Source organism: Thermoanaerobacterium sp. R66, assembly GCF_028895185.1.
GTDB lineage: Bacteria > Bacillota > Thermoanaerobacteria > Thermoanaerobacterales > Thermoanaerobacteraceae > Thermoanaerobacterium.
Genome location: NZ_JAEUWW010000001.1, coordinates 1,783,902 through 1,805,312, shown reverse-complemented (window position 1 = coordinate 1,805,312; position 21,411 = coordinate 1,783,902). Strand labels below are relative to the sequence as shown.

The window sequence follows — 21,411 nt, the reverse complement described above, 5'->3', positions numbered from 1 at the left end:
CTTTTTATGGTATTAGATCAGTATGTAGATGCTTTAAAAGACGACTTAGTCAAGTCGACGCAAGAAATCATCAAGATAAAAAGCACTGAGGGGGACATGAAGCCGGGGATGCCTTATGGCGAAGGAGTCGCAAAGGCATTGGAATTAGCTTTAGACATAGCTAAAAGCCTGGGCTTCAAGACGAAAAATGTAGACGGATATGTAGGGTATGCAGAATACGGTGAAGGCGATGAGATGGTAGGCGTCTTAGGGCATCTGGATGTAGTGCCTGAAGGGGACGGCTGGGATTATCCACCTTATGGCGGCGAAATCCATGATGGCAAAATATACGGCAGGGGGGCAACAGACGATAAAGGACCTATAATGGCTGCTCTTTATGCATTAAAAGCCATAAAAGATTCTGGGCTTAAATTAAACAAGAGAGTAAGGATACTTTTTGGCACGAATGAGGAGACAGGCTCTAAAGAGATAGAGTATTACCTTAAACACGATGAATCACCATCAATCGGCTTTACGCCAGATGCCAATTATCCAGTCATATACGCAGAAAAAGGCATCACCATGTTTGAAGTAGTAAAGGATTTTAAAAAGAAGTCTCAAGATATAGTTATTAAGTATATAAAAGGCGGCAATAGACCTAATATGGTGCCAGACTACTGTGAATGCGGTATTTATGTAAAAGATGAAGACAAGAGAAAAGCTATTCATGATGAAGCTAAGAGGTTTAAGGATGTTTCAGGATTTGATTTAGACAGCGAAGTAGAAGGTGACATGCTTATAGTAAAATCCCGCGGCGTATCAGCTCATGGCAGTCTTCCACATCTTGGGAAGAATGCGATAATGCAGCTTTTGATGTTTTTAAATGTCGTATATCAAGATGAAGACGATGTGAAAGATTTCATAGACTTTTTCGCTAAAAACGTCGGACTGGAGACAGATGGCAAGACATTTGGAGTTTACCTAAAGGATGATACAGGAGAACTTTCGTTTAACGTAGGCACTATCAATTTTGACGAGGAGAAAGGCTCAATAGGTTTAAATATAAGGTATCCTGTGACATATAAGTACGAAGACTTGATGAATCCATTTAATGCGAAGATAAGTGAACATGGCATGAGAGTAGAAAACATGATGCATCAGCCGCCGCTTTATTTCCCTAAAGATCATTTCCTCATAAAGACCCTTATGAAAGTCTATGAGGATGTGACAGGAAGAAAAGATGAGCCATTGTCGATTGGCGGTGGAACCTACGCTAAAGAGATGAAAAATATGGTGGCATTTGGACCGATTTTCCCAGGCAAACCAGACCTTGACCATCAGGCAAATGAGTACATTGAGATAGACGATCTCGTCTTAAACGCTAAGATATACGCCCGTGCCATATACGAGCTGGCAAAGTAAATACATTAAAAACAGGAACTTATCTTTATGATAATTTCCTGTTTTTTTTTATGGGTAAGATTTTTTCGCTTTTTCTATATTATAAGTGTAAAAACTAAAAGGAGGTGTTAAAATGGCAGTTATATCTACACCACAGGCCTCAAGGCTTTCCATATCATACATCACTGGAAAAGATGAAAGAGGCGTCGACGTCATAAGAAGCAGGACTTACAACAACATTAAAAGTTCTGCCCTTGATCAGGATGTGATGGATGTGGCATCAGTTTTAAGTGGCCTTCAAACATATCCTGTGAAGTCTGTGACACGTATAAACCAAGTAGACCTGGCGCAAGAGTAATAATTTAAACTGATTATTGAGGAAAGGAGGTTTTAGTGTGGCGGTACAACTTCAGATGAACTTCAAAAATAAGCTTGGCAGCAATTTCAGAATAAATGTGGATAACGCACTTGAAACGCTTACCGATGGCCAAGTTAAAGCAGCTATGGATACTATAATCTCAAAAAACATATTTGATACAAATGGCGGTGAACTGGTAGAAGCAGTTAGCGCCAGCCTTGTATCTACAACCGAAAAAGAATTTGCAGTCAAATAATACGGCGGGGGCAACCCCGCTTTTAATATTTATTGAACAATTCCATGGCTTTTATGCAAGTATGGCATTGTAAAATTGTAAATATGTAAAGGAGGGTTATCATGAATGAGATCTTTGCAGGTATCGCCAATCTTGGGTTTCCAATAGTAGTAAGCATTTACCTATTAGTTAGAATCGAAGGCAAGATAGATAATTTGACCAATTCTATAAATGAGTTGACAAAAGCCATAACAAAGATAGAATAAGCGCTTCTGCGCTTATTCTATCAACTGATTACTTCACTTACTCTCTTTTCCATGTTATCCGGTTTATCTCGCCTTTCGTCAATCATGATGTTTGTTACAACCCTCATTGCCCCATCTTTAAATGGTATGTTGTGAATTTCCTCTGCTACTTTCATAAGTTCTTTTGTATTTCCTTAGATTACTGTCGATGTAGGTGTAACGGTGTATTTAAGGCCTCTCGTGTTTAAAAGTTCTACAGCCTCTTGGACAAAACTTGAGTAAGAAGCGCTTCCTGTTCCTACAGGGACGATGTTTATTTCAAGTATCGACATTTGAATGCCTCCTTAGTTAATCTATTGAAAATTTTAAAAATTTTGCAGTATACTATTATATTTTGTCGAAAAATAATTTTTTATCCATCGGAATTAAAATGCTGAAAACAAGGCATTTAAAAGAAAAAGATTACAAATACTTGATAAAATTTTGATTATTTGGGTCTTAAGTCCTATTTATTTAGACATTTTAATGTAATATAATAAAATTCGTAAGAATGATTCCCCTTTTCCCCATAATTTAATTTATATTCTGCACCCCCAACCCAATATGGTGTGCTGCATTTATTGCAGCGTTTTTTTTCTTATTTGCTTAAAATTGATAAGCAAAATGCCGATATAAAAAATGAAGTAGATTATTTTTGGCTGTAAAATAGAAATTTTTACTTTGATTCATAAAAGCTAATGCTTATTATATATAAAGTATATTTATAGATTTAAGAGGGTGTAGAGAGTGAGAAGATATTTGTCATTATTGCTAATATTTGTTATATTGGTGTCACTTTTCCCAGGAAATATGTCGAAGGCTTATGCGTCAAGTCCTCCCAATATTACTGCTGTTAAGTCATTGCGGTATGACGGGACGATGGCATCGCCTGCAAAAGGGCCTTACAACTCCACTACAGACATAGAGATTGACGGAAGTGCTTTTATGACATTCGACAACACAGGAAATATGATATCACAGGTTGATGCAGTCTACATTGATTCGATATCTGACAGCACAAAGCTTACAATAGTAAGCGTAAACGAAAGCAAAATATATGCAAAAGTTACGAGCGTAACTGGCCTTACGACCAATAAACCATATATGATTATAGTACATAGAAGTGATGGACAAAGTGCTGCAATTCCAAATGGATTTACATATGTCGATAATCCTGATATAAAAAGTGCAGCTTTAGATAATTATAAGACTGTAATAAGAGACAGCAGTGGAAATGTAACTGGAATAACACAGCCTCAATCGTACATAAGGATGGAAGGAAGTAACTTAAGCGATATAGCTTTAGGCAATATAAATGGAGAAACATCAAATGTGGTATCGCAGAGCGGTTCTGTGCTAATCTCAGATATACCTTCCAGTTTAAGGATAGATACAAATACTACTTACAATATATACGTGACAAACATATACGGCGGTCAGTCAGATACAAGCTTCCGTACTAAGCTATCTGCAGTCAATCAAGATATAACTAGCTTGTCCAAGTATCAGGTTATAGTAGGCGATAAGATAACAATATACGGTCACGGATTTTCGACACTTGGAAGCAGTATGAGAGTTTACGTGGGAGAAAACCTTGTAAACAGTAGCGATGTTACAGTGGTAAGCGATACAGAGATGACGGTAAAAGTACCTGCACCAAAAGATACTACACTTTCATATCAAAATATAGATATAGTTGCAAGCGACGGTTCAACTGTCACGCTGGTGAATGCGCTAAAAATCATACCGACACCCTCTATTATAACTATTGACAGCATAACACCTAATGCAGGCACAGTATCCGGCGGTACAAAAGTTATCATAGTAGGTGAAAACCTCAGAGAGGACCTTATAGTCAAGTTTGGCGGCATTCAGGGGCAAAATGTTCAAATGGTTAGTTTGCCGGGACTTACAGACAATATGGATGCAATACAAGTTACAACACCACCTTATTCAAAATCAGGGCCTGTAAATGTAGATATAGTTGATCCAATTACAGGGTATACTGTAACAAAAGAAAACGGCTATTTCTATTTAGCTGTTGAAGACAGCTTAGTTGCTATAGATATGAATCCTTACAGCGGTTATGAAAATGGCAATACAGATGTGACAATTTGGGGATACAATTTTCAAAAAAGCGACGATCCTTCTACTTATACTGCCAATCCCGACAGCACTGAAATAACTTATGTCAACAGCAATTATACATATACTGATCCTGTAACTGGGCAAAATGCAACCGGTAAAAGAGAAAGAAAATTATACGTAACTTTTGGTGGCAACAAAGCTAAAATAGAAAGTGTTTCTGTGCCGTCTGGAGGGCAGGAGATTTTAAAGGTATTATCTCCCAGCATTACTCTAAATCCTCCGGGGCAGTCTATGCCTGTTGATGTTGTTGTAACTGTTGAAACGACTATAATGGATTCAAATGGGAATGTTGTCATGCAGTACTCTGAGCAAAGCTCACCTCCTAAAAAATTTACGTATAATCCGCTTCCATCCAATCCCCAAATCTTAAGCATATCTCCTAACAGCGGAAGCAGGGCAGGCGGGGATACCGTAACGATACAGGGATTTGATATTAGGCCTGGTGCCAGCATCTACTTTGGCGGTGTTTTAGCCACAGTAAAGGATTTGACAATTGATTCTAGTAATAGGTCGATAGTAACAGTAATAACTCCAAAGAGCAGCGTGTTAGGTTATGTTGATGTGAAAGTTGTCAATAAGGATGCAGATCAGAATCGCGGATTTACAACTATGACAAATGGGTATTACTACTATACAGCACCTACTATTACAAGTGTATTTACGAATTTTGGTTCAAAATACGGTGGAAATCTAATAACAATTACAGGAACGGATTTTTACGTAGGTCAGACGGTACAAAATGGAGTATATGTGCCTTCATACCCGACAGTTACAATAGGGAATATAAATCTTGAAGTTATAAGTGTACAGGATAATAGCGGAAATATTATAGACGGTAAAAAGTTAAATATTGGAACACAGATAAAGGCAATGGTTCCTGTAACCTCAAATCCTTACCCTGTTGGCTGGCAGGATATTACAATAACAAACTACGATGGGCAGAATGGCACAGAAGGCGGTACTGTTACACTTAAAAATGGATTTGAAATAAAAGACACACAGAAGACACCTACAATAACGTCTGTCAATCCAAACAAAGGCCCTACAAAAGGTGGCACCCAGATAACTATAACAGGTAGTAACTTTGAAAGTGGAAGTATTGTAACAATTGATGGAGTACAGGCCAAAGTGACAAGCGTTACATCAGGGAATACTGTAATTAATGCAGTAACACCTGCCGGGACATTAGGTAAAAAGATCGTGCAAGTAATAAATCCATCTGATGGCGGAACGGCATCATTGACTGACGGTTTTGAATACCTGCTTATTGAGACGAAGCCCAAAATTACCAGTATTTCGCCTAATTACGGCGGAAAAGGGACACTTGTATACATCTTTGGAAGTGATTTTTCAAGGAAAATTGGAGACAGCAATGGTGCAACAGTGTATATAGGCAATACAGTCATGGATGATGTGTACGTTGTTGATGAGAATACTATAACAGCAGTTGTACCTGATCTACAGTATGCAGGGCTTTATGATATTACAGTTGTAAACCCAGATACTGCAACTGCAGTATCGCCGCAGAAATTTCATTACCTTGTGCCTGAATCAAACCCTGTCATAACGTCAATTACACCTGATCAAGGGACTGTAAATGGTGGTACGGCAATAACTATAACTGGAAGCGACTTTAGAAGAGGGGCAGAAGTGTACATTGGAGGAAAGCTTGCCACAAATATAACGGTAAGCTCTGATGGAAAGACGATACAGGCCATGACGCCTCCAGGAAATCCGGGCAAGACATATGTTACTGTCATAAATTACGACGGAGGTAACTACACGTATGGCCTTCACGACGGTGAAAATGGATTTACGTACGTCGTTCCAAATAGCATACCTGTCATAACGAAGATAGACCCAAATACAGGTTCTACTTATGGTGGTGATACTGTTACAATAATAGGACAGGATTTCAGGATTGCAAAGGACCAAAATGGAAATATCTTAAAAGACAGCGACGGAAATCCGATAGGACCTGATGTATATTTTGGAAATGTGAAAGCAACTAAAGTAATATATGTTGATTATGGTACATTGAAGGTCGTTACACCTCCAAATCTTCCAGGTCCTGTAAGAGTTTCTGTGGTAAATTATGATACAGGCATAGGATACATTGATAATGGGTTTACATACATTCAGTCTAAACCTGTTATAAATAGCATTGTGCCACCAAAGGTAAATGTGAATGGTACTACACATGTCATCGTATTAGGTTCAAATTTTGCTGTGCCTATATATGAGGGGAATACGATGGTAAGGCCGGGCGCTAAAGTCTATATAGACGATGTAGAAGTTACAAACATTACTGTAGTAGACAGCAGCGAAATAAAGTTTGTAGCGCCAAGCAGCGACATAGGAAAGAAAACTTTGAAGATCGTTAACCCTGATGGAGGTACTGCAACTAAAGATATTGAATATGTTTCACCAGGATCACATCCCGTGATTACGAAAGTTGAACCGAAAGAGGGCAGCATAGATGGAGGAACGATAGTTACGATTTCTGGCAGTGATTTTAGAAGCAATGTAGAAGTCTACTTTGAAGGGAAAAAAGCTACGGTTATATCGAATACAGATGACACAATTGTTGTAAAGACGCCACCGGGAGATGAAAAGTTATTAAATAAGCCTATAGACGTGACGGTATATAATGATGATGGTGCGAGTGCTACTTTAGAAAAGGCTTATACATATATTAAAACAGGAGCCAGCCCTGTAATAACATCTATAACGCCTAATACAGGCTCTACAGTTGGCGGTGATACTGTGACAATAACAGGTGACAATTTTAAAAGTGGGCTTACAGTGAAATTTGGTGGTAAAGAAGCAGAAAGTGTAATTGTTAAAAGTTATAAAGAAATAACTGTTACTACACCTGCACATGAAGCTGGAAAAGTCGATGTTATAATCATGAATCCTGATGGCTCACAAGCAGTCTTGTTTGGTGGATTTACGTATATTCAAACAGTTCCGGACAATCCATCCGGATTTTATGCTGAAGAAATTAGAGGAAACGATCATACAATATATTTACATTGGAATGCTGTAAATGGCGCAAAGCTTTATGAAATATATGGCAAAAAGCATAGTGACGATAATTATTCGTTTATTGCGTCTACAGATAAACTTGAGTACTATGTTGATGGGCTAAGTCCAAACACACTTTATGATTTTAAAATGAGAGCTATCAATGACAAAGGGAACAGCCAATTTACAGCCAGCGACAGTGCATATACCGATTCCTCTGACAACTCTGAGTACGATATTGGTGTGCCAGATAAAGTAGGCAATACAACTATGAATATATCAGGTAACGTAGTTTATATAACACTTGGAGATGATGCGGCAAGTAAAAGCGCATATCTAATAGATTTAACAGACTACAAATACAAAAATACAAATACGTGGGTCATAAATGTGCCAGAAAGTTTTGGCAATAAAAACTGCAAAATAAGTCTTAAGGCGCCTAACTTTAGCATGGATTTTACACCACAAGCTTTAAACCTTACTTCTAACATTGACAGGATTACCGTAAAATTACTTGATGGCAAGACAATAGATGATTTAAACAAAAACCTTGGGAAGTCAGGCAGCATTGTATCTGACGTTTATCAGATAAGCTACGATGAGATAGATGGAAGCAGCGTTACACATATGAGTAGTTTTAAACAACCTGTAAATATTAAAATAAATTACTACGGCAATAGAGTGGTAAAAAGCGGTACATTGTCTGTCAAAAATTTTGATGATACTACTGAATATTATCCGAATGTTTATTCTGCATGGCAGTATGCAATTGTTAATGCTATACATACAGGTAGATATGCTGTTGTGAATTTTACTTAATAGAGAGGTATGTAAAATGAGAAAGTCAAGCATAAGTTTTATTGTTGCATTTTTACTTATTGTTATTTTAAATTTTAGTTTTGTATCAGGATCTACAATGTACAATGGAGTAAACAATGCAACAGCTACTTTTAAAAACATGTCCTACAATGATATAGATAGTAGCTTTGCAAAAGGCGATATAATGAGAATGACAGCATTGTCTGTAATACGAGGCAATGGAAATGGACTTTATTACCCAACAAATTATTTAAAAAGAGAAGAAGCACTTGCCATGATATTAAGGCTTATGGGGAAAGAGAAAGACGTGCAAGTGGCTCAAAACAGTGCATCTGGCGGAGTACCGGGTGCTGCTGGTACTACTTCCAGCGGTATGGTAGATAGCTGGGCACAAGGTGTGATAACCGTTGCTAAAAATACAGGGCTTCTGTCAAAGCAGGAGCAGTCTTTGGATTTCACGAAAAATGCCACAAGGCAGGAGATAGCCAATTGGATCGCTAAAGGCATAAATCTGACGCCTGTCTATGGAAGAGACGCACAGTACGTTTACTCATACAAAGATAGTAGCCTATTCGATGCAGACAAATTGCCGTACATAGAAGCGACAATTGAGTCGAAAATAATGTCGGGCTATTCAAATGGCTATTTTGGTCCCAACGACTACATCACGAGGGAACAGATGGCTGCTGTGCTAAGCAGGGCTTTCAATGTCTCATATGCAATGATGGGGTACACAAAGGATATGGGGTACGTTGAAAGCGTACAAAAAGACAGTGTAAATGGAGGCATGAGGTACACTTACGAAATTAAAAATGACAGCGGACAAGATATTGCATTGGTTTCTGAAAACTCTCAAAGTGCAAATTACGACTTCGCAGTTTTGAAAAACGGTGTTGCAGGATTATCTTCAATAATCACAAGTGGCGACAGAATCACATATTACACAAATGGCAGCAATGTGGTATTTGCAGAGACAGAAAGCACGTCTTCATCGGTTTTAAGCGGTACCATCGATGCTGTTTGGCAAGGAAGCTTTAGGCTCATAGACGACAGTGGAAATAGCTATATAATATACTACAACAACAATACACAACTTACCATGAATTCGGTGGATGCATCTATAAGCGACTTAAAGTACGGAGAGACAGCTAAAGTGACTGTTTCTGGCAGCACAGCCACAAGAATAGATGTTGCGTACACCGATTTAAGCGGAAATGGCCAGGTCAATCTTGGTGATAGGCAAGACAGCGGAAAAATAACCGACATAGAGACGAATAACAGCCAAGTTTCAATAACATTGGACAATGGAAATACGTATACGGCAAATGTTGATATGCCTGTTGAAGGTGGAAGTGGGTCCCTAAGCGTAGGAGATTTGAAAGTCGGAGAGTATATAAAGCTTTATTTCAGCAGCATAAGTTCCAATACACCTGATGAGGTGTTTTTAGAAGGGGACTACAATAAAGCTGTTGCAGTCATAAGAGGGACCATATCAGGGGTTTCTGGATTTAACCCCAAAATACAGCTTAAAGATGTCCAAATATATAGGCAAGGCCAGTGGAATACATCATCTGACTATTCTATGTACAGCATTGATGGTGCGTCAGTCTACCTTAATGGTCTAAAGATACCTGTAAGCGATATTAGCAAGTACAAAGGATATGATGCATACATAATGGTGGAAGACCATTATGGCACAGATACTGCAACACTCGTATCTATACAAAATGGATTTAATATGAGCTACGTTGGCAACATATCGTACGATGGAAACACTTTGACAGTGACACTAAGTGACAATCGTCAGGTAAGCGTCAATGACGGCACTATCATACTGGATGATGGGCTTTTGGTGCCAAAAGACCAGTTGTCTAAGGTAAGCCAAGCTTATATTTCGTTTGCAAGAGGTGGCGGGGCAAACTTCATATCAATATTGGATACAAATGCTCCATCAGGATATTACTACGCTAAAGGAAATATTATAACTGTCACATCAGACTCCATAACGCTTGGCAACTACTACTATTACAGTGGCAATGATTACGGCGATGAATCTTTAAGCAACAACGAATGGGTTGCCAATGGGGACGAAACTTTTTATGTCGGTGATGAAACATATATTGTAGACAATACTGGTAACAGCCCTTCAAATGTACCGTACAGTCAATTTTTAAATCAGAAGTACAGCGGTTCTAAGTATTATTCTGCATACGTCGTTTCCAGCAATAATAATGCAATAGCTATAAACTTAAGGCCTTTAGTTAGTACAGACAGGGTGACTAAAGCGGTATTAAGCAGCATTAATGGCAATGTCTTGACTTTGGACAATGTGATGGATTGGAATGGACTCAACAACAATTGGGAGCTTAATACGTCTTTAGACTCTATAGATGTCACTAAGGCAGTCATAGTTAAGAACAACAAAGTAATATCTGTCAATGACTTAAAGAGTGGCGACAGTCTTTACATAGTGAGAGATGGCGCTTCAGGGATAATAGTCACTGTACAGCAGTAAATGGGGAGATGCAGCATGAAGAAGATTATGATTATATTGATACTATTGTTTATGGCTATTCCAGTATACGCCTTTGCCAATGATGCCGGATATGAAGGCGGTATTGCCAATGAATATGAGTACAAAGAAGTAGTTTTTATAACAGGTAGCCCTGTCGTATTTGATGGAAAACTTACTGTATCACAGTCTACAAGATCTGGAACCACCACGTCAACGTATAGGTATCAATTGTCATCCAGTGATGGCGGTAAACTTACAAGGACATTGACATTTACTACTGTGGACACGCCAAAGGATCAGTACAATCAAGTGCAGTCAAACACCACTTTAAGCCGGTTTTCAGAGACCATAACAGAAGGCGGCAAAGTTTACAGGCTGTCATCTTATGATTTCAATGGCTCTGACATTAAATCGCTAAATCCGGGTGTAAATTATTTTGCAGGCAATTTTGCAGGCAGAAAGGTGTACACCCTAAACAACAACGGTGGAACAATTGTTGTAGACATAACTGACAAAACAGTAGGGTATAGCCACGCTTACGGCAGTGTAAAGACACAGCAGATTAATTACACGATAGAAGGTAGTACCGTCTCTAATAATACGAATATATCGTGGAGCGGCACTGCCGATGTGAATGTATCATTTACTGTAAGCTCTGACCTTCAGTACGTGACAAATGATCCTAACTACATAAGCTTTAGAGGCGGCTATCTTTTAAGTCAGGCTGGACAAGACGTCATGACGTACACATACGATTTGCCAGAGTTTGATGGAAGTGGTAATGTAATAGGAAGAAATACAGGATCAAGTAGCGCAAGCTTAGACGAAGTGCCGCAAGAAAAAAGGCTTGTGGTGCCGGATGTACGAGATATAAACGGCACATGGGGATATGATGATATATTGAAGCTTATGAGCATGGAGGTTTTCCCAAATACCTCAAAGTATTTTGGACCAAAACTTCCTATAACGAGGACTGATTTTACAGTTGCGGTTGCAAAAGCCATAAATTTGACGCCGTACACTGCTCCAAAGACGACGGGGTATTCAAAGGCTAAAACTGCAGAAGTATCTCCATTTGTAGATGTATCCACCTCTGATAGCAATTACGGATACATAAAAGCAGCAAGTCAAGCCGGGCTTATATCAGGAACAGCGCCAAATCAGTTTAGCCCTGATAAGCCACTTACCAGAGCGGAAGCGGCAGTCATCTTCATAAGAGCATTAGGTCTTTCTAACCTTGCTCCATCAGGCAATTTCAATACAGGCTTTAGAGATGACAGCAGCATTCCATCATGGGCTAAAAGGGACATTTACGTTGCAAATGAGATTGGATTATTAGAAGGCGATAACTACGGCAACATTGATGCCAATGGCACATTGACAAGGGAAGAAGCGGCAGCCATGATATCCCGCATGATAGATTTTATGATGAAAGATCTGACGGTTGATTATGTGCAGAAGGTTATAAATTACTGATTCATAAATTTTTACCCCGTAGCATATACTTTATTAGCCTATTTTTAAGGAGGATATGATGAAGCATATTGCGTACGGGGTTATTTTAATTGTCTTTGCGACTATTTTACTGCCAACTGTAATCGTCATAGGATTGGCGCCTGCAAGAAGTGTCGTATCCCGTGGAAGCACTGTCAGGCTTATAAATAGTGGAGGGCTTAAAGATTTAAAGACCAGTGTAGAAGAAGCACCTGCTGATTACAATACGATTAATGTGTTTGTTGTGGATGAAAACAAAGATGTAAAGATGAATTTGGAGGATTACCTTGTAGGTGTTGTGGCAGCAGAGATGCCGGCGGATTTTGAATTGGAGGCGTTAAAGGCTCAAGCAGTTGCTGCAAGGACGTATGCCCTTTCCAAGGAATTAGCTTTAGGTGGTAAAGGTTGCGATCTTCATCCAGGCAGCGATATATGTACAGATTCAAAGCACTGTCAGGCATGGATATCAGATGATGTAATGAAATCTCGATGGGGTGACAACTACAATTTGTACCACGACAAGATAGTGAAAGCGGTAAATGACACAAAAGGTCTTGTGATAGTGTACAATGATGCACTTATAGATCCTGTATACCATGCCATAAGCGGTGGTGAGACGGAAGACGCCATTAACGTGTGGAAGGAGAACCTTCCCTACTTAAAAAGCGTGCCATCTCCAGGGGAAGAAGTGGCCCAGAAATTTAAGACGACTGTGACAGTATCATCAGAAGAATTTGTAAACCGCATAAAGAGCAAAGCGCCTAAAGCTAATATAAGCACAAAAAACGTATTAGGTTACATAAAAAATGTAAAAAGGACTGAAGCAGGACACGTTTTATCGCTGAACATAGGCGGTGTAGACTTTACAGGAACAGACATACAAGATCTATTTCAGTTAAATTCCACCAATTTTAGCTTTAGCATGAAAGGAAGCAATGTGGTGATAAATGTGATTGGATATGGACATGGCGTAGGCATGAGCCAATATGGTGCAAATGCAATGGCGAAAGACGGCAAAAACTTTGAAGACATATTGAAGCACTACTACACAGGTGTAGAAATAATGAAAATAGATGATCTTTTGAAATTAAAGAATGGGAAAGCTTAAGCTCATATAAATGCCGAGAAACCTCCTTTGGTATAAATTAAATTATATTGGTTAAAATACCAAAAGGAGGTGAATTTTTGTGAAGATAAATAGAGACGATTTAGCAAGGTTCTTTGACAGAAAAGGATTCTACTTAATTTTGTTTTTGTGCATAGTTGTCGTAGCAGTTACTGCTGTCTACGTTACAGACAATAACTTAAAGAAGATGGCAGAACTTAGTACAACGCAAAATACTGTGAAGACAGACTCCAGCACAAAGAATACTGTTTCGGAGTACCCTACTACCAAGAATAATAACACAGCAAAAGAAGAAAATAAGGTGAAAGTTGAAAACACAAATTCCACCAGTGCACCATCGCCTGTGAAAACTAATGCATCAAGTACAACACAGAAAGCAGTGGAAGAAAAAGTTCAACCAAATAATGCTGTAAACACCATGTCAAACATCACTACAGCAAGTAATAATTCAAAGAGTGAAAGCAGCACTATCTTCTCGCTGATAAAGCCAGTCAATGGCGATGTAATAATGGAGTTTGCTGTGACGAAGCTTACATATTCAAAGACTCTCGATGAATGGACAACACACAAAGGGGTGGATTTAAAAGCGGATTTAGGCACTGATGTGGTGGCAGCAATGAGCGGTGTTGTGACAAAAGTGTACAACGATAGTAGGCTTGGAAATACTGTAGAGATAAAAAATGGTTCGTATATAACCCGCTATAGCAATCTTGAGGATAACGTCAGTGTGAAAGTGGGACAGGCAGTACAACAAGGAAGCGTTATAGGAAAGGTCGGAAACACTGCTAAGTTTGAAATTGCGGAAGATCCACACGTCCACTTCGAGCTACTAAAAGATGGAAATTATATAGACCCTATGCAATACTTCAACAAATAAAACAGTGCGTTTATTATCATGATAACAGGGAAAAACCCTGTTATTTTTTTGCGTTGAAGCTTGTCATTTTATTCTATTGATACAATCCCCGCATATAAATATATTGAAAGGTCTATACTTAAGGGGGTTTTTGTATTGAAGGATTATATCGAAGAGAGGACATTGGAGATAGGAAAATATATAATAAAGAACAAATCGACTGTAAGAGAAGCTGCAAAAGTTTTTGGTGTTAGCAAAAGCACAGTCCATAAAGATGTAACAGAAAGACTTGAGAATATAAACCCTAAGCTCTACCAAGAAGTCAAAGAAGTGTTGGAGAAAAATAAGGCTGAAAGACATATAAGAGGCGGTAATGCTACTAAAATAAAGTACAAATCAGCTAAATAAAAATTTAATATTAAAAAGAGGAATTATGAAATATTTGTCGAATTTATTTATTAAATATTTATTTTTAAGTGTCGATAAAGAATATGGATGCCAATACAATGTCGAAAAACAGAAGAAAGGTGTGTTTAGATGTTTGCTTTATCAAAAGATATTGGAATTGACCTCGGCACGGCATCTGTACTTGTCTATATGAAGGATGAGGGGATCGTTTTAAACGAGCCATCTGTTGTGGCCATCGATAGAAATACAGGCAAAGTACTTGCAATAGGTGATGAGGCAAAAAGAATGGTAGGCAGGACGCCGGGGGATATCATAGCTGTCAGGCCAATGAGTGCTGGAGTGATTTCGGATTATGACATAACTGAAAAAATGATGCGATACTTTATTCAAAAGGCCTGCGGCGGGGGAATTATAATGAGGCCCAGAATAATGATCTGTATACCCAGTGAGGTGACGCAGGTTCAAAAGAGGGCTGTCATAGATGCTGCAGTACATGCAGGAGCCAGAAGAGCTTTTTTGATTGAGGAACCTATAGCCGCGGCTATAGGGGCAGGTCTTGACATAGAGAAGCCGTGTGGCAATATGGTAGTAGATATTGGGGGAGGCACCACTGATGTTGCTGTCATTTCCTTAGGTAACGCAGTGGTGTCTAAAAGCATTAAAGTTGCAGGAAACAATTTTGACAGCGCTATAATAAAGTACATAAGGAAAAAGTACAACATCATCATAGGTGATAGGACTGCTGAGGAAATAAAGATAAACATAGGTTCTGCTCTTAAAAAAGACAAGAAAGAGTACATGACTGTGAAGGGAAGAAGCCTTATATCGGGGCTGCCGAAAAGCTTCGATATAAGCTCAGACGAGGTTGCGGAAGCATTGGAAGAGCCGTTAGCCGACATCGTTGATTTGGTCCACAGCGTGTTAGAAAAAACTCCGCCAGAATTAGCAGCAGATATATGCGATAGAGGCATAGTGCTTACTGGTGGTGGTTCGCTGCTGCATGGACTTGACAAATTGCTGGAGGAAAAGATGGATGTGCCAGTTATACTGGCGAATGATCCAATATCATGTGTGGCTTTAGGGACGGGAAAGGCATTAGAGTCTTTGTCATTTATGGAAGACCATGAAACAGTCATTGATGCTTTTAAAATCAAGTGAGAAGGTGTTTATATGTTAAGAGGTTTGTACACAGCATCATCGGGAATGATAGCGCAGCAGAAGATAGTAGATGTGCTTTCAAATAACATCGCCAATGTAAATACCGCAGGCTACAAAAAGGACACTGTGACGACGATGGCTTTTCCTGATTATATGGTTACAAGAAGCGGCGGTGACAATATGCCCTACAATGGCAATATTGGGACTATGGATTACGGTGTTTTAGTTGAGACCTTCAACACCAATTTCTCTGAAGGAGACATTGAGAAGACCGATGGGAAGCTGGATTTTGCATTAGATGGTTCTGGATTTTTTACTGTAAGCACGCCAAATGGCGTAAGGTACACGAGAGATGGCTCGTTTACTTTAAATAGCAATGGATATCTTGTGACGAAAGATGGTTACTACGTTTTAGGGCAGAATGGCCCTATACAGCTTAATAACGGAGATATATCTGTCGATGAATCAGGAAACATAAGCGTAAATGGACAAACTGTCGATAAGTTAAACATAGTAGATTTTGCAAATTACAATACACTCAGAAAAGAAGGCAATAACCTGTTTTTCACAATTGGCGGACAAGCTGTACCGGCGACTTCAAAAGTTAAGCAAGGTTACTTAGAGGGTTCAAACGTAAATCCAGTAGATGAGATGGTGACAATGATAAGCGCAATGAGGACTTATGAGGCAAACCAAAAGTCAGTGTCTGCATTTGATGAAACACTTGATAAAAGCGTAAATGAAGTTGGAAAAGTATAAAAAGAGGTGGTATAAGTGATAAGAGCATTGTGGTCTGCTGCATCAGGCATGAATGCGCAGCAGCTTAATGTTGATGTGATTTCAAACAACCTTGCAAATGTAAATACGACTGCATTTAAGAGGGATAGGGCGGAATTTCAGGACCTCATATATCAGACGCTTCAGACAGAAGACGTAAATGGCGGGCAAGGAAAGCCTGTAAACATGCAGGTAGGTGTTGGCGTAAGGCCGTCTGCCATTGTCAAAGACTTTAGCGAAGGAAGCTTGCAGGAGACAGATAATCCTTTAGATGTGGCGTTGGATGGAGAAGGATTTTTCGCGGTATTAGGCCCTGATGGAAATACGTACTACACGAGGGATGGAAGCTTTAAGTTAAGCGTAGATCAAAACACAGCAACTTTGACAACTGCTAATGGCTATCCTGTTTTAGATGATGGAGGAAATCCGATAACATTCGATAGTACCCAAAAGGATATATCAATATCTCCCTTAGGAGTAATATCTGTGAAAAACCCTGATGGGACTCAGCAGGATGTAGCGACTTTGGGAATCTATAATTTTCAAAATCCAGATGGGCTGTTGGATAAAGGCGACAACCTTTATGAAGCAACAGCCGCATCTGGAGATCCTGGCACGAGAGATGATTTTCAGGGCAGAATGGGAAACGTCCGCCAAGGATTTTTGGAAACTTCAAATGTGCAAGTGGTAAATGAGATGGTAAACATGATAGCAGCTCAAAGGGCTTATGAACTAAATTCAAAGGCCATTCAGGCGGCAGACGACATGCTTAGCATTGCTAACAATTTAAGGAGATAAATTTTCAATTGGGGGAAATCTTAGATGAACATAGATCCTGTAAGCAGCATAAATGAAGTAAATCAGGTAAACCAGCTTAATGTCAACACTAATACTGGTGATTTTCAAAAGGCGATACAAGATGCTTTAAACAATAAGGATAAGCAAAAGTTGAAAGAGGCATGTATCGACTTGGAAGCCGTATTTGTAAACCAAATGCTTACTGAGATGAGAAATACGATACCAAAGGATCCGCTGACTGGCGATGACTTTGCTACAGATGTGTTTACTACAATGATGTACGACAACTATGCAAAGTCAATAGCGCAAAACTCAGGGATCGGATTGGCAGATGAAATGTACAACCAATTGTCAAAGAAGATATGAAAAAAGAAGGTGCAGCATTAAAACTGCATCTTCTTGATATTAATAGGACTTCATCGCTATACCGCAAATTTAATTTGTGAAACTTGAAGCTCATAATATTTACCATGCTTTGCCATTAGTTCTTCATGTGTTCCTTCTTCAACAATATTCCCGTTTTCTACCACAAAGATTCTATTAGCATTTCTTATTGTTGAAAGCCTGTGAGCTATTACAAATGAAGTTCTTCCTTTAAGTAATTCTTCCAATGCCATTTGAACTAGTATTTCTGTATGTGTATCTATACTGGACGTAGCTTCATCCAGTATTATTATTGCAGGATTTTTAAGCAATGTACGAGCGAAAGATATAAGCTGCCTTTGACCTACAGACAACTTTGAACCCCTTTCATTAACTTGTGTATAATAACCATCTTTCAATTGAGTTATAAATTCATCGGCATGTACTGCTTTAGCTGCTGCTATAACTTCTTCATATGTGGCGTCAGGCTTTCCATATCTAATGTTGTCGTATATTGTGCCAGCAAAAATAAATGTGTCTTGTAAAACTATACCCATTTGAGATCTTAAAGAATTTAATGTAACTTTCTTTACATCGTATCCATCTATGGTAACCGTTCCATCTACAGCTTCATAAAATCTGCTAATTAAATTTACAATAGTGCTCTTTCCAGCTCCTGTAGGTCCTACTAAAGCAATTGTTTCTCCTGGATTAACTTTGAAACTGACATTTTTTAAAACTGGCTTTTCAGGCTCATAAAAGAATGTCACATTGTTGAACTCCACATTACCTTTTATTGGAGGTAGATCTATTGCATCATTTTTATCAATAATATCTGGTTTTTGATCAAAAAGCTCAAATACTCTTTCAATAGAAGCCATAGTGACTAATAATTGGTTGTAAATATTGCTTATATCGTTAATTGGTCCCCAAAATCTTCCTATATAGCTTAGAAATGCGAATATTACGCCAATACTGACTTCCCCTTTAAGATACATATTAGTTCCGAATAGGAAAAGTATAGAGGAGCTTATAGCGCCTGTTGTATTTACAAATGGACCAAATAAACCATTTAATTTAATAGCTTTCATCCAAGTTTTAACTATGTCGGTATTTAAAATATTAAAATTTTCTTCGTTTGATTTTTCTTGCACAAAGGCCTGTGTAACTTTCATACCTTGAATACATTCATTTAAAAAAGCATTCATATTTGAAGTTTTTTGTCTGACTTCGAACCATCTCTTTCTTATTTTCCTTTTTAAAACGCTGATGACTATCATCAAGATTGGAAGGACGGAAAATGTTATTAATGAAAGTTTTATATTCATGCTTAACATTATCAAAATTATTCCAATCAGCGACACAACATCACTTAAAATATTTACAAATCCATTTGTTATTAGATCTGCAGGAGCATTTATGTCATTTACTAATCGCATCATTATTTTCCCCGCAGGTCTGGAATCAAAAAATTTAAATGATAAACTTTCTACATGCTCAAATAATTTTTGACGCATATTGAAGATTATTTCCTGGCCAGTTTTTGATAAAATATAAGTTTTAAATCTGTTTAAATACATCACAGATAGCGTTATTGCAATATATAAGAGAGAAATTTTTGTAAGACCTAAAAAATCATTTTTGCTTATGTAATTATCTATTGCAACTTTTAATATATACGGTCCAGCCAATCCGCCAATTGTAACTAATAGGACAAAAAAGGCAGCTTCCAGTATTTCTTTTTTATATGGCAAAGCAAATTTTACAAGCCTTAAGAATTGATGTAAATTAAAAGGTCTTTCCAATTCTTCATCGTCATTATATCTATTGACAGCCATCAAGCATTCACCTCCTGCAATAAATTATCCATTGCTTTTTCACTCATCATCGTTCTATATTGTTCGATAAAATTATGGTAATATATGCCTTTCATTTTTAATAATTCTTTATGTGTTCCTCTTTCAACTATATATCCATTATCGAGTACGATTATCTCATCTGCATCTTTTACTGATGAGATTCTGTGGGCTATAATGAATGTTGTTTTGCCATAGGCTATATTTTTTATATTTTCTTGTATGAGCGATTCTGTCTCCATATCTACACTTGATGTAGCATCATCAAGTATTAGTATGGAAGGCTCTTTAAGTATTGCCCGCGCCAAAGATATCCTTTGCTTTTGGCCTCCAGACAAACCTACACCCCGTTCACCGACAATTGTGTTGTAACCATTTGGCATTTCTAATATAAAGTCATGGGCTTTTGCAGCTTTTGCAGCTTCAATTATTTCATCCATAGTAGCGTCAGGTCTTCCAAAAGCAATATTATTTTTTATGGTGTCTGAAAACAAGAATGTATCTTGCATGACAATTCCAATGCTACTTCGCAGTTTATATAAATCTATTTGCTTTATATCTATACCGTCAATTTTTATTTTTCCTTCAGTAGCATCATAATAGCGGCCAATTAAGTTAATAAGGGAGGTTTTTCCTGCACCTGTAGCACCCATTATAGCAATTTTTTTGCCTCTTTTGACATTTAAGTTTATATTTTTAAGTACATATTCTTCATCGTATTTCATAGATACGTTTTCAAAAACAATATTGCCATAAATTTTATCTACAGTGATTGGATTTTCTGGATTTTTAATTTGTGGTTCTTGGCTTAAAAGGTCAAAAATTCTTTCTCCTGATGTGTTTGCTTGCTCAAACATATTTAAAATATTTGGAAGGGCTCTAAGAGGCCAAATCATTGCCCAAAGGTAACCGTTGAATTGTACAAGTTCTCCAAGTGACATTTCATGTTGTTGAACCAAAAATCCACCAAACCAAATAAGAATTACAAAACTTATGTCACCTATGAACCACATTATAGGCGCATATTTACCTGATATGTATCCTACTTTTATATTTTTTACCATATTTTCTTTGTTGATGTTTTTAAATTTGTTTATTTCTGATAGCTCTTGTACAAATGCTTTTACTACCTTAATGCCAGTTATATTTTCCTGAATGGTCGTATTTAAAACAGCATATTCTTGCCTTATATCCTTAAAAGCACTTCTTAACTTTTTATTAAATATACCGGAAATATATATAAGAAATGGAGATAGACACAATGATAAAAGCGTTAATTTATAATTTATGGTAAACAATATTATAAGTGCTATTAAGAATGTTACAATGCTATTTATAAATTGCAAAAATCCCCCTGGTATAAAAACCCTAATGCCTTCAAGATCACCTGTAAGTCTTGACATAAGTTCGCCTGTTCGTGCTTTGTCGTAAAAACTAAAAGATAGCTCTTCTAAGTGTCTGTATAATTCTTGTCTTATAGAGGATACGGTTTTTTGAGAGGAAAACTCTACGAGCAATGTAAAAAGATAATTGAATAATGAAGTAATTAACGACAAAAAAATCATTAAGCTTACAAGTTTTATTAGCAAGGTTGTATCCTTTTTTAATAGCACTTTGTCAACGAGAAGCCTTTGTAAATATGGATTTATCATGCCTAAAATGATATTTGTGATAAGCAATGAAAGACTTAGATAAAAAAACTTACTTTGTGGCTTCATATACATGAAAAGCCTTTTGATGATATTCATAACCATGCTCCCTTCGTTTGATAGTTAAAATTATAAAAAATGTTTTAGCAAATTACCACTT

At 37.8% G+C, this 21,411-nt stretch carries 16 protein-coding genes and 1 pseudogene; 14 read left to right on the top strand and 3 right to left on the bottom strand.

Features of this window, described 5'->3' with window-relative positions:
* The first annotated feature begins 6 nt into the window (after positions 1–6).
* From pepV to JJQ93_RS09055, 4 genes are all read left to right on the top strand, one after another.
* The gene (gene pepV / locus JJQ93_RS09070) at positions 7–1,401 is read left to right on the top strand and encodes a dipeptidase PepV (RefSeq protein WP_274893549.1); all 1,395 of its coding nucleotides are present in this window, start codon (positions 7–9) and stop codon (positions 1,399–1,401) included.
* Positions 1,402–1,513: 112 nt separating this feature from the next.
* Positions 1,514–1,738: a DUF1659 domain-containing protein gene (locus JJQ93_RS09065; RefSeq protein WP_085113102.1), complete on the top strand. Its 225-nt coding sequence runs from the start codon at positions 1,514–1,516 to the stop codon at positions 1,736–1,738.
* A gap of 37 nt (positions 1,739–1,775) precedes the next feature.
* Positions 1,776–1,994, top strand: coding sequence for a DUF2922 domain-containing protein (locus tag JJQ93_RS09060; protein WP_045413198.1), 219 nt, complete (start codon positions 1,776–1,778; stop codon positions 1,992–1,994).
* Positions 1,995–2,095: 101 nt separating this feature from the next.
* Entirely contained in the window at positions 2,096–2,239 is a 144-nt protein-coding gene (locus JJQ93_RS09055) for a YvrJ family protein (RefSeq protein ID WP_014757257.1), read from the top strand.
* A 20-nt stretch (positions 2,240–2,259) separates the two neighbouring features.
* On the opposite strand, the pseudogene JJQ93_RS09050 reads toward JJQ93_RS09055, so the two are convergent.
* Positions 2,260–2,550, bottom strand: a pseudogene (locus JJQ93_RS09050) (MTH1187 family thiamine-binding protein).
* A 454-nt stretch (positions 2,551–3,004) separates the two neighbouring features.
* On the opposite strand from JJQ93_RS09050, the gene JJQ93_RS09045 reads away from it, so the two are divergent.
* The 10 genes from JJQ93_RS09045 (at position 3,005) to JJQ93_RS09000 (ending at position 17,749) form a co-directional block, all read left to right on the top strand.
* Positions 3,005–8,251 (top strand): IPT/TIG domain-containing protein, encoded by a 5,247-nt coding sequence (locus tag JJQ93_RS09045; protein ID WP_274893543.1) that lies wholly within the window; start codon positions 3,005–3,007, stop codon positions 8,249–8,251.
* 16 nt (positions 8,252–8,267) lie between these two features.
* The gene (locus JJQ93_RS09040) at positions 8,268–10,766 is read left to right on the top strand and encodes an S-layer homology domain-containing protein (protein WP_274893542.1); all 2,499 of its coding nucleotides are present in this window, start codon (positions 8,268–8,270) and stop codon (positions 10,764–10,766) included.
* Between the two features lie 15 nt (positions 10,767–10,781).
* Positions 10,782–12,242 (top strand): S-layer homology domain-containing protein, encoded by a 1,461-nt coding sequence (locus JJQ93_RS09035; RefSeq protein ID WP_274893541.1) that lies wholly within the window; start codon positions 10,782–10,784, stop codon positions 12,240–12,242.
* A gap of 58 nt (positions 12,243–12,300) precedes the next feature.
* Positions 12,301–13,368 (top strand): stage II sporulation protein D, encoded by a 1,068-nt coding sequence (spoIID, locus tag JJQ93_RS09030; RefSeq protein ID WP_274894085.1) that lies wholly within the window; start codon positions 12,301–12,303, stop codon positions 13,366–13,368.
* A gap of 79 nt (positions 13,369–13,447) precedes the next feature.
* On the top strand, positions 13,448–14,263 hold the full coding sequence (locus JJQ93_RS09025) for a peptidoglycan DD-metalloendopeptidase family protein (RefSeq protein WP_274893540.1): 816 nt from the start codon (positions 13,448–13,450) through the stop codon (positions 14,261–14,263).
* 135 nt (positions 14,264–14,398) lie between these two features.
* On the top strand, positions 14,399–14,650 hold the full coding sequence (gene spoIIID, locus JJQ93_RS09020) for a sporulation transcriptional regulator SpoIIID (protein WP_045412217.1): 252 nt from the start codon (positions 14,399–14,401) through the stop codon (positions 14,648–14,650).
* Between the two features lie 129 nt (positions 14,651–14,779).
* On the top strand, positions 14,780–15,808 hold the full coding sequence (locus tag JJQ93_RS09015; protein ID WP_274893539.1) for a rod shape-determining protein: 1,029 nt from the start codon (positions 14,780–14,782) through the stop codon (positions 15,806–15,808).
* 12 nt (positions 15,809–15,820) lie between these two features.
* On the top strand, positions 15,821–16,567 hold the full coding sequence (gene flgF / locus JJQ93_RS09010) for a flagellar basal-body rod protein FlgF (protein ID WP_274893538.1): 747 nt from the start codon (positions 15,821–15,823) through the stop codon (positions 16,565–16,567).
* Positions 16,568–16,582: 15 nt separating this feature from the next.
* Positions 16,583–17,383: a flagellar basal-body rod protein FlgG gene (gene flgG / locus JJQ93_RS09005; RefSeq protein ID WP_274893537.1), complete on the top strand. Its 801-nt coding sequence runs from the start codon at positions 16,583–16,585 to the stop codon at positions 17,381–17,383.
* Between the two features lie 24 nt (positions 17,384–17,407).
* Positions 17,408–17,749 (top strand): rod-binding protein, encoded by a 342-nt coding sequence (locus JJQ93_RS09000; RefSeq protein WP_274893536.1) that lies wholly within the window; start codon positions 17,408–17,410, stop codon positions 17,747–17,749.
* 56 nt (positions 17,750–17,805) lie between these two features.
* On the opposite strand, the gene JJQ93_RS08995 is transcribed toward JJQ93_RS09000, so the two are convergent.
* Complete coding sequence (locus tag JJQ93_RS08995) at positions 17,806–19,584, bottom strand: ABC transporter ATP-binding protein (protein WP_274894084.1); 1,779 nt, start codon at positions 19,582–19,584, stop codon at positions 17,806–17,808.
* Positions 19,584–21,350, bottom strand: a complete 1,767-nt coding sequence (locus tag JJQ93_RS08990; RefSeq protein ID WP_274893535.1) for an ABC transporter ATP-binding protein — start codon at positions 21,348–21,350, stop codon at positions 19,584–19,586. The genes JJQ93_RS08995 and JJQ93_RS08990 overlap by 1 nt, the downstream gene beginning before the upstream one ends.
* Positions 21,351–21,411 lie beyond the last annotated feature (61 nt).

Coding starts and splice junctions, on each gene's coding strand:
- pepV (WP_274893549.1), top strand. CDS start 7: ATGGTATTAGATCAGTATGTAGATGCTTTAAAAGACGACTTAGTCAAG.
- JJQ93_RS09065 (WP_085113102.1), top strand. CDS start 1,514: ATGGCAGTTATATCTACACCACAGGCCTCAAGGCTTTCCATATCATAC.
- JJQ93_RS09055 (WP_014757257.1), top strand. CDS start 2,096: ATGAATGAGATCTTTGCAGGTATCGCCAATCTTGGGTTTCCAATAGTA.
- JJQ93_RS09040 (WP_274893542.1), top strand. CDS start 8,268: ATGAGAAAGTCAAGCATAAGTTTTATTGTTGCATTTTTACTTATTGTT.
- JJQ93_RS09035 (WP_274893541.1), top strand. CDS start 10,782: ATGAAGAAGATTATGATTATATTGATACTATTGTTTATGGCTATTCCA.
- spoIID (WP_274894085.1), top strand. CDS start 12,301: ATGAAGCATATTGCGTACGGGGTTATTTTAATTGTCTTTGCGACTATT.
- JJQ93_RS09015 (WP_274893539.1), top strand. CDS start 14,780: ATGTTTGCTTTATCAAAAGATATTGGAATTGACCTCGGCACGGCATCT.
- flgF (WP_274893538.1), top strand. CDS start 15,821: ATGTTAAGAGGTTTGTACACAGCATCATCGGGAATGATAGCGCAGCAG.
- JJQ93_RS09000 (WP_274893536.1), top strand. CDS start 17,408: ATGAACATAGATCCTGTAAGCAGCATAAATGAAGTAAATCAGGTAAAC.
- JJQ93_RS08995 (WP_274894084.1), bottom strand. CDS start 19,584: ATGGCTGTCAATAGATATAATGACGATGAAGAATTGGAAAGACCTTTT.
- JJQ93_RS08990 (WP_274893535.1), bottom strand. CDS start 21,350: ATGAATATCATCAAAAGGCTTTTCATGTATATGAAGCCACAAAGTAAG.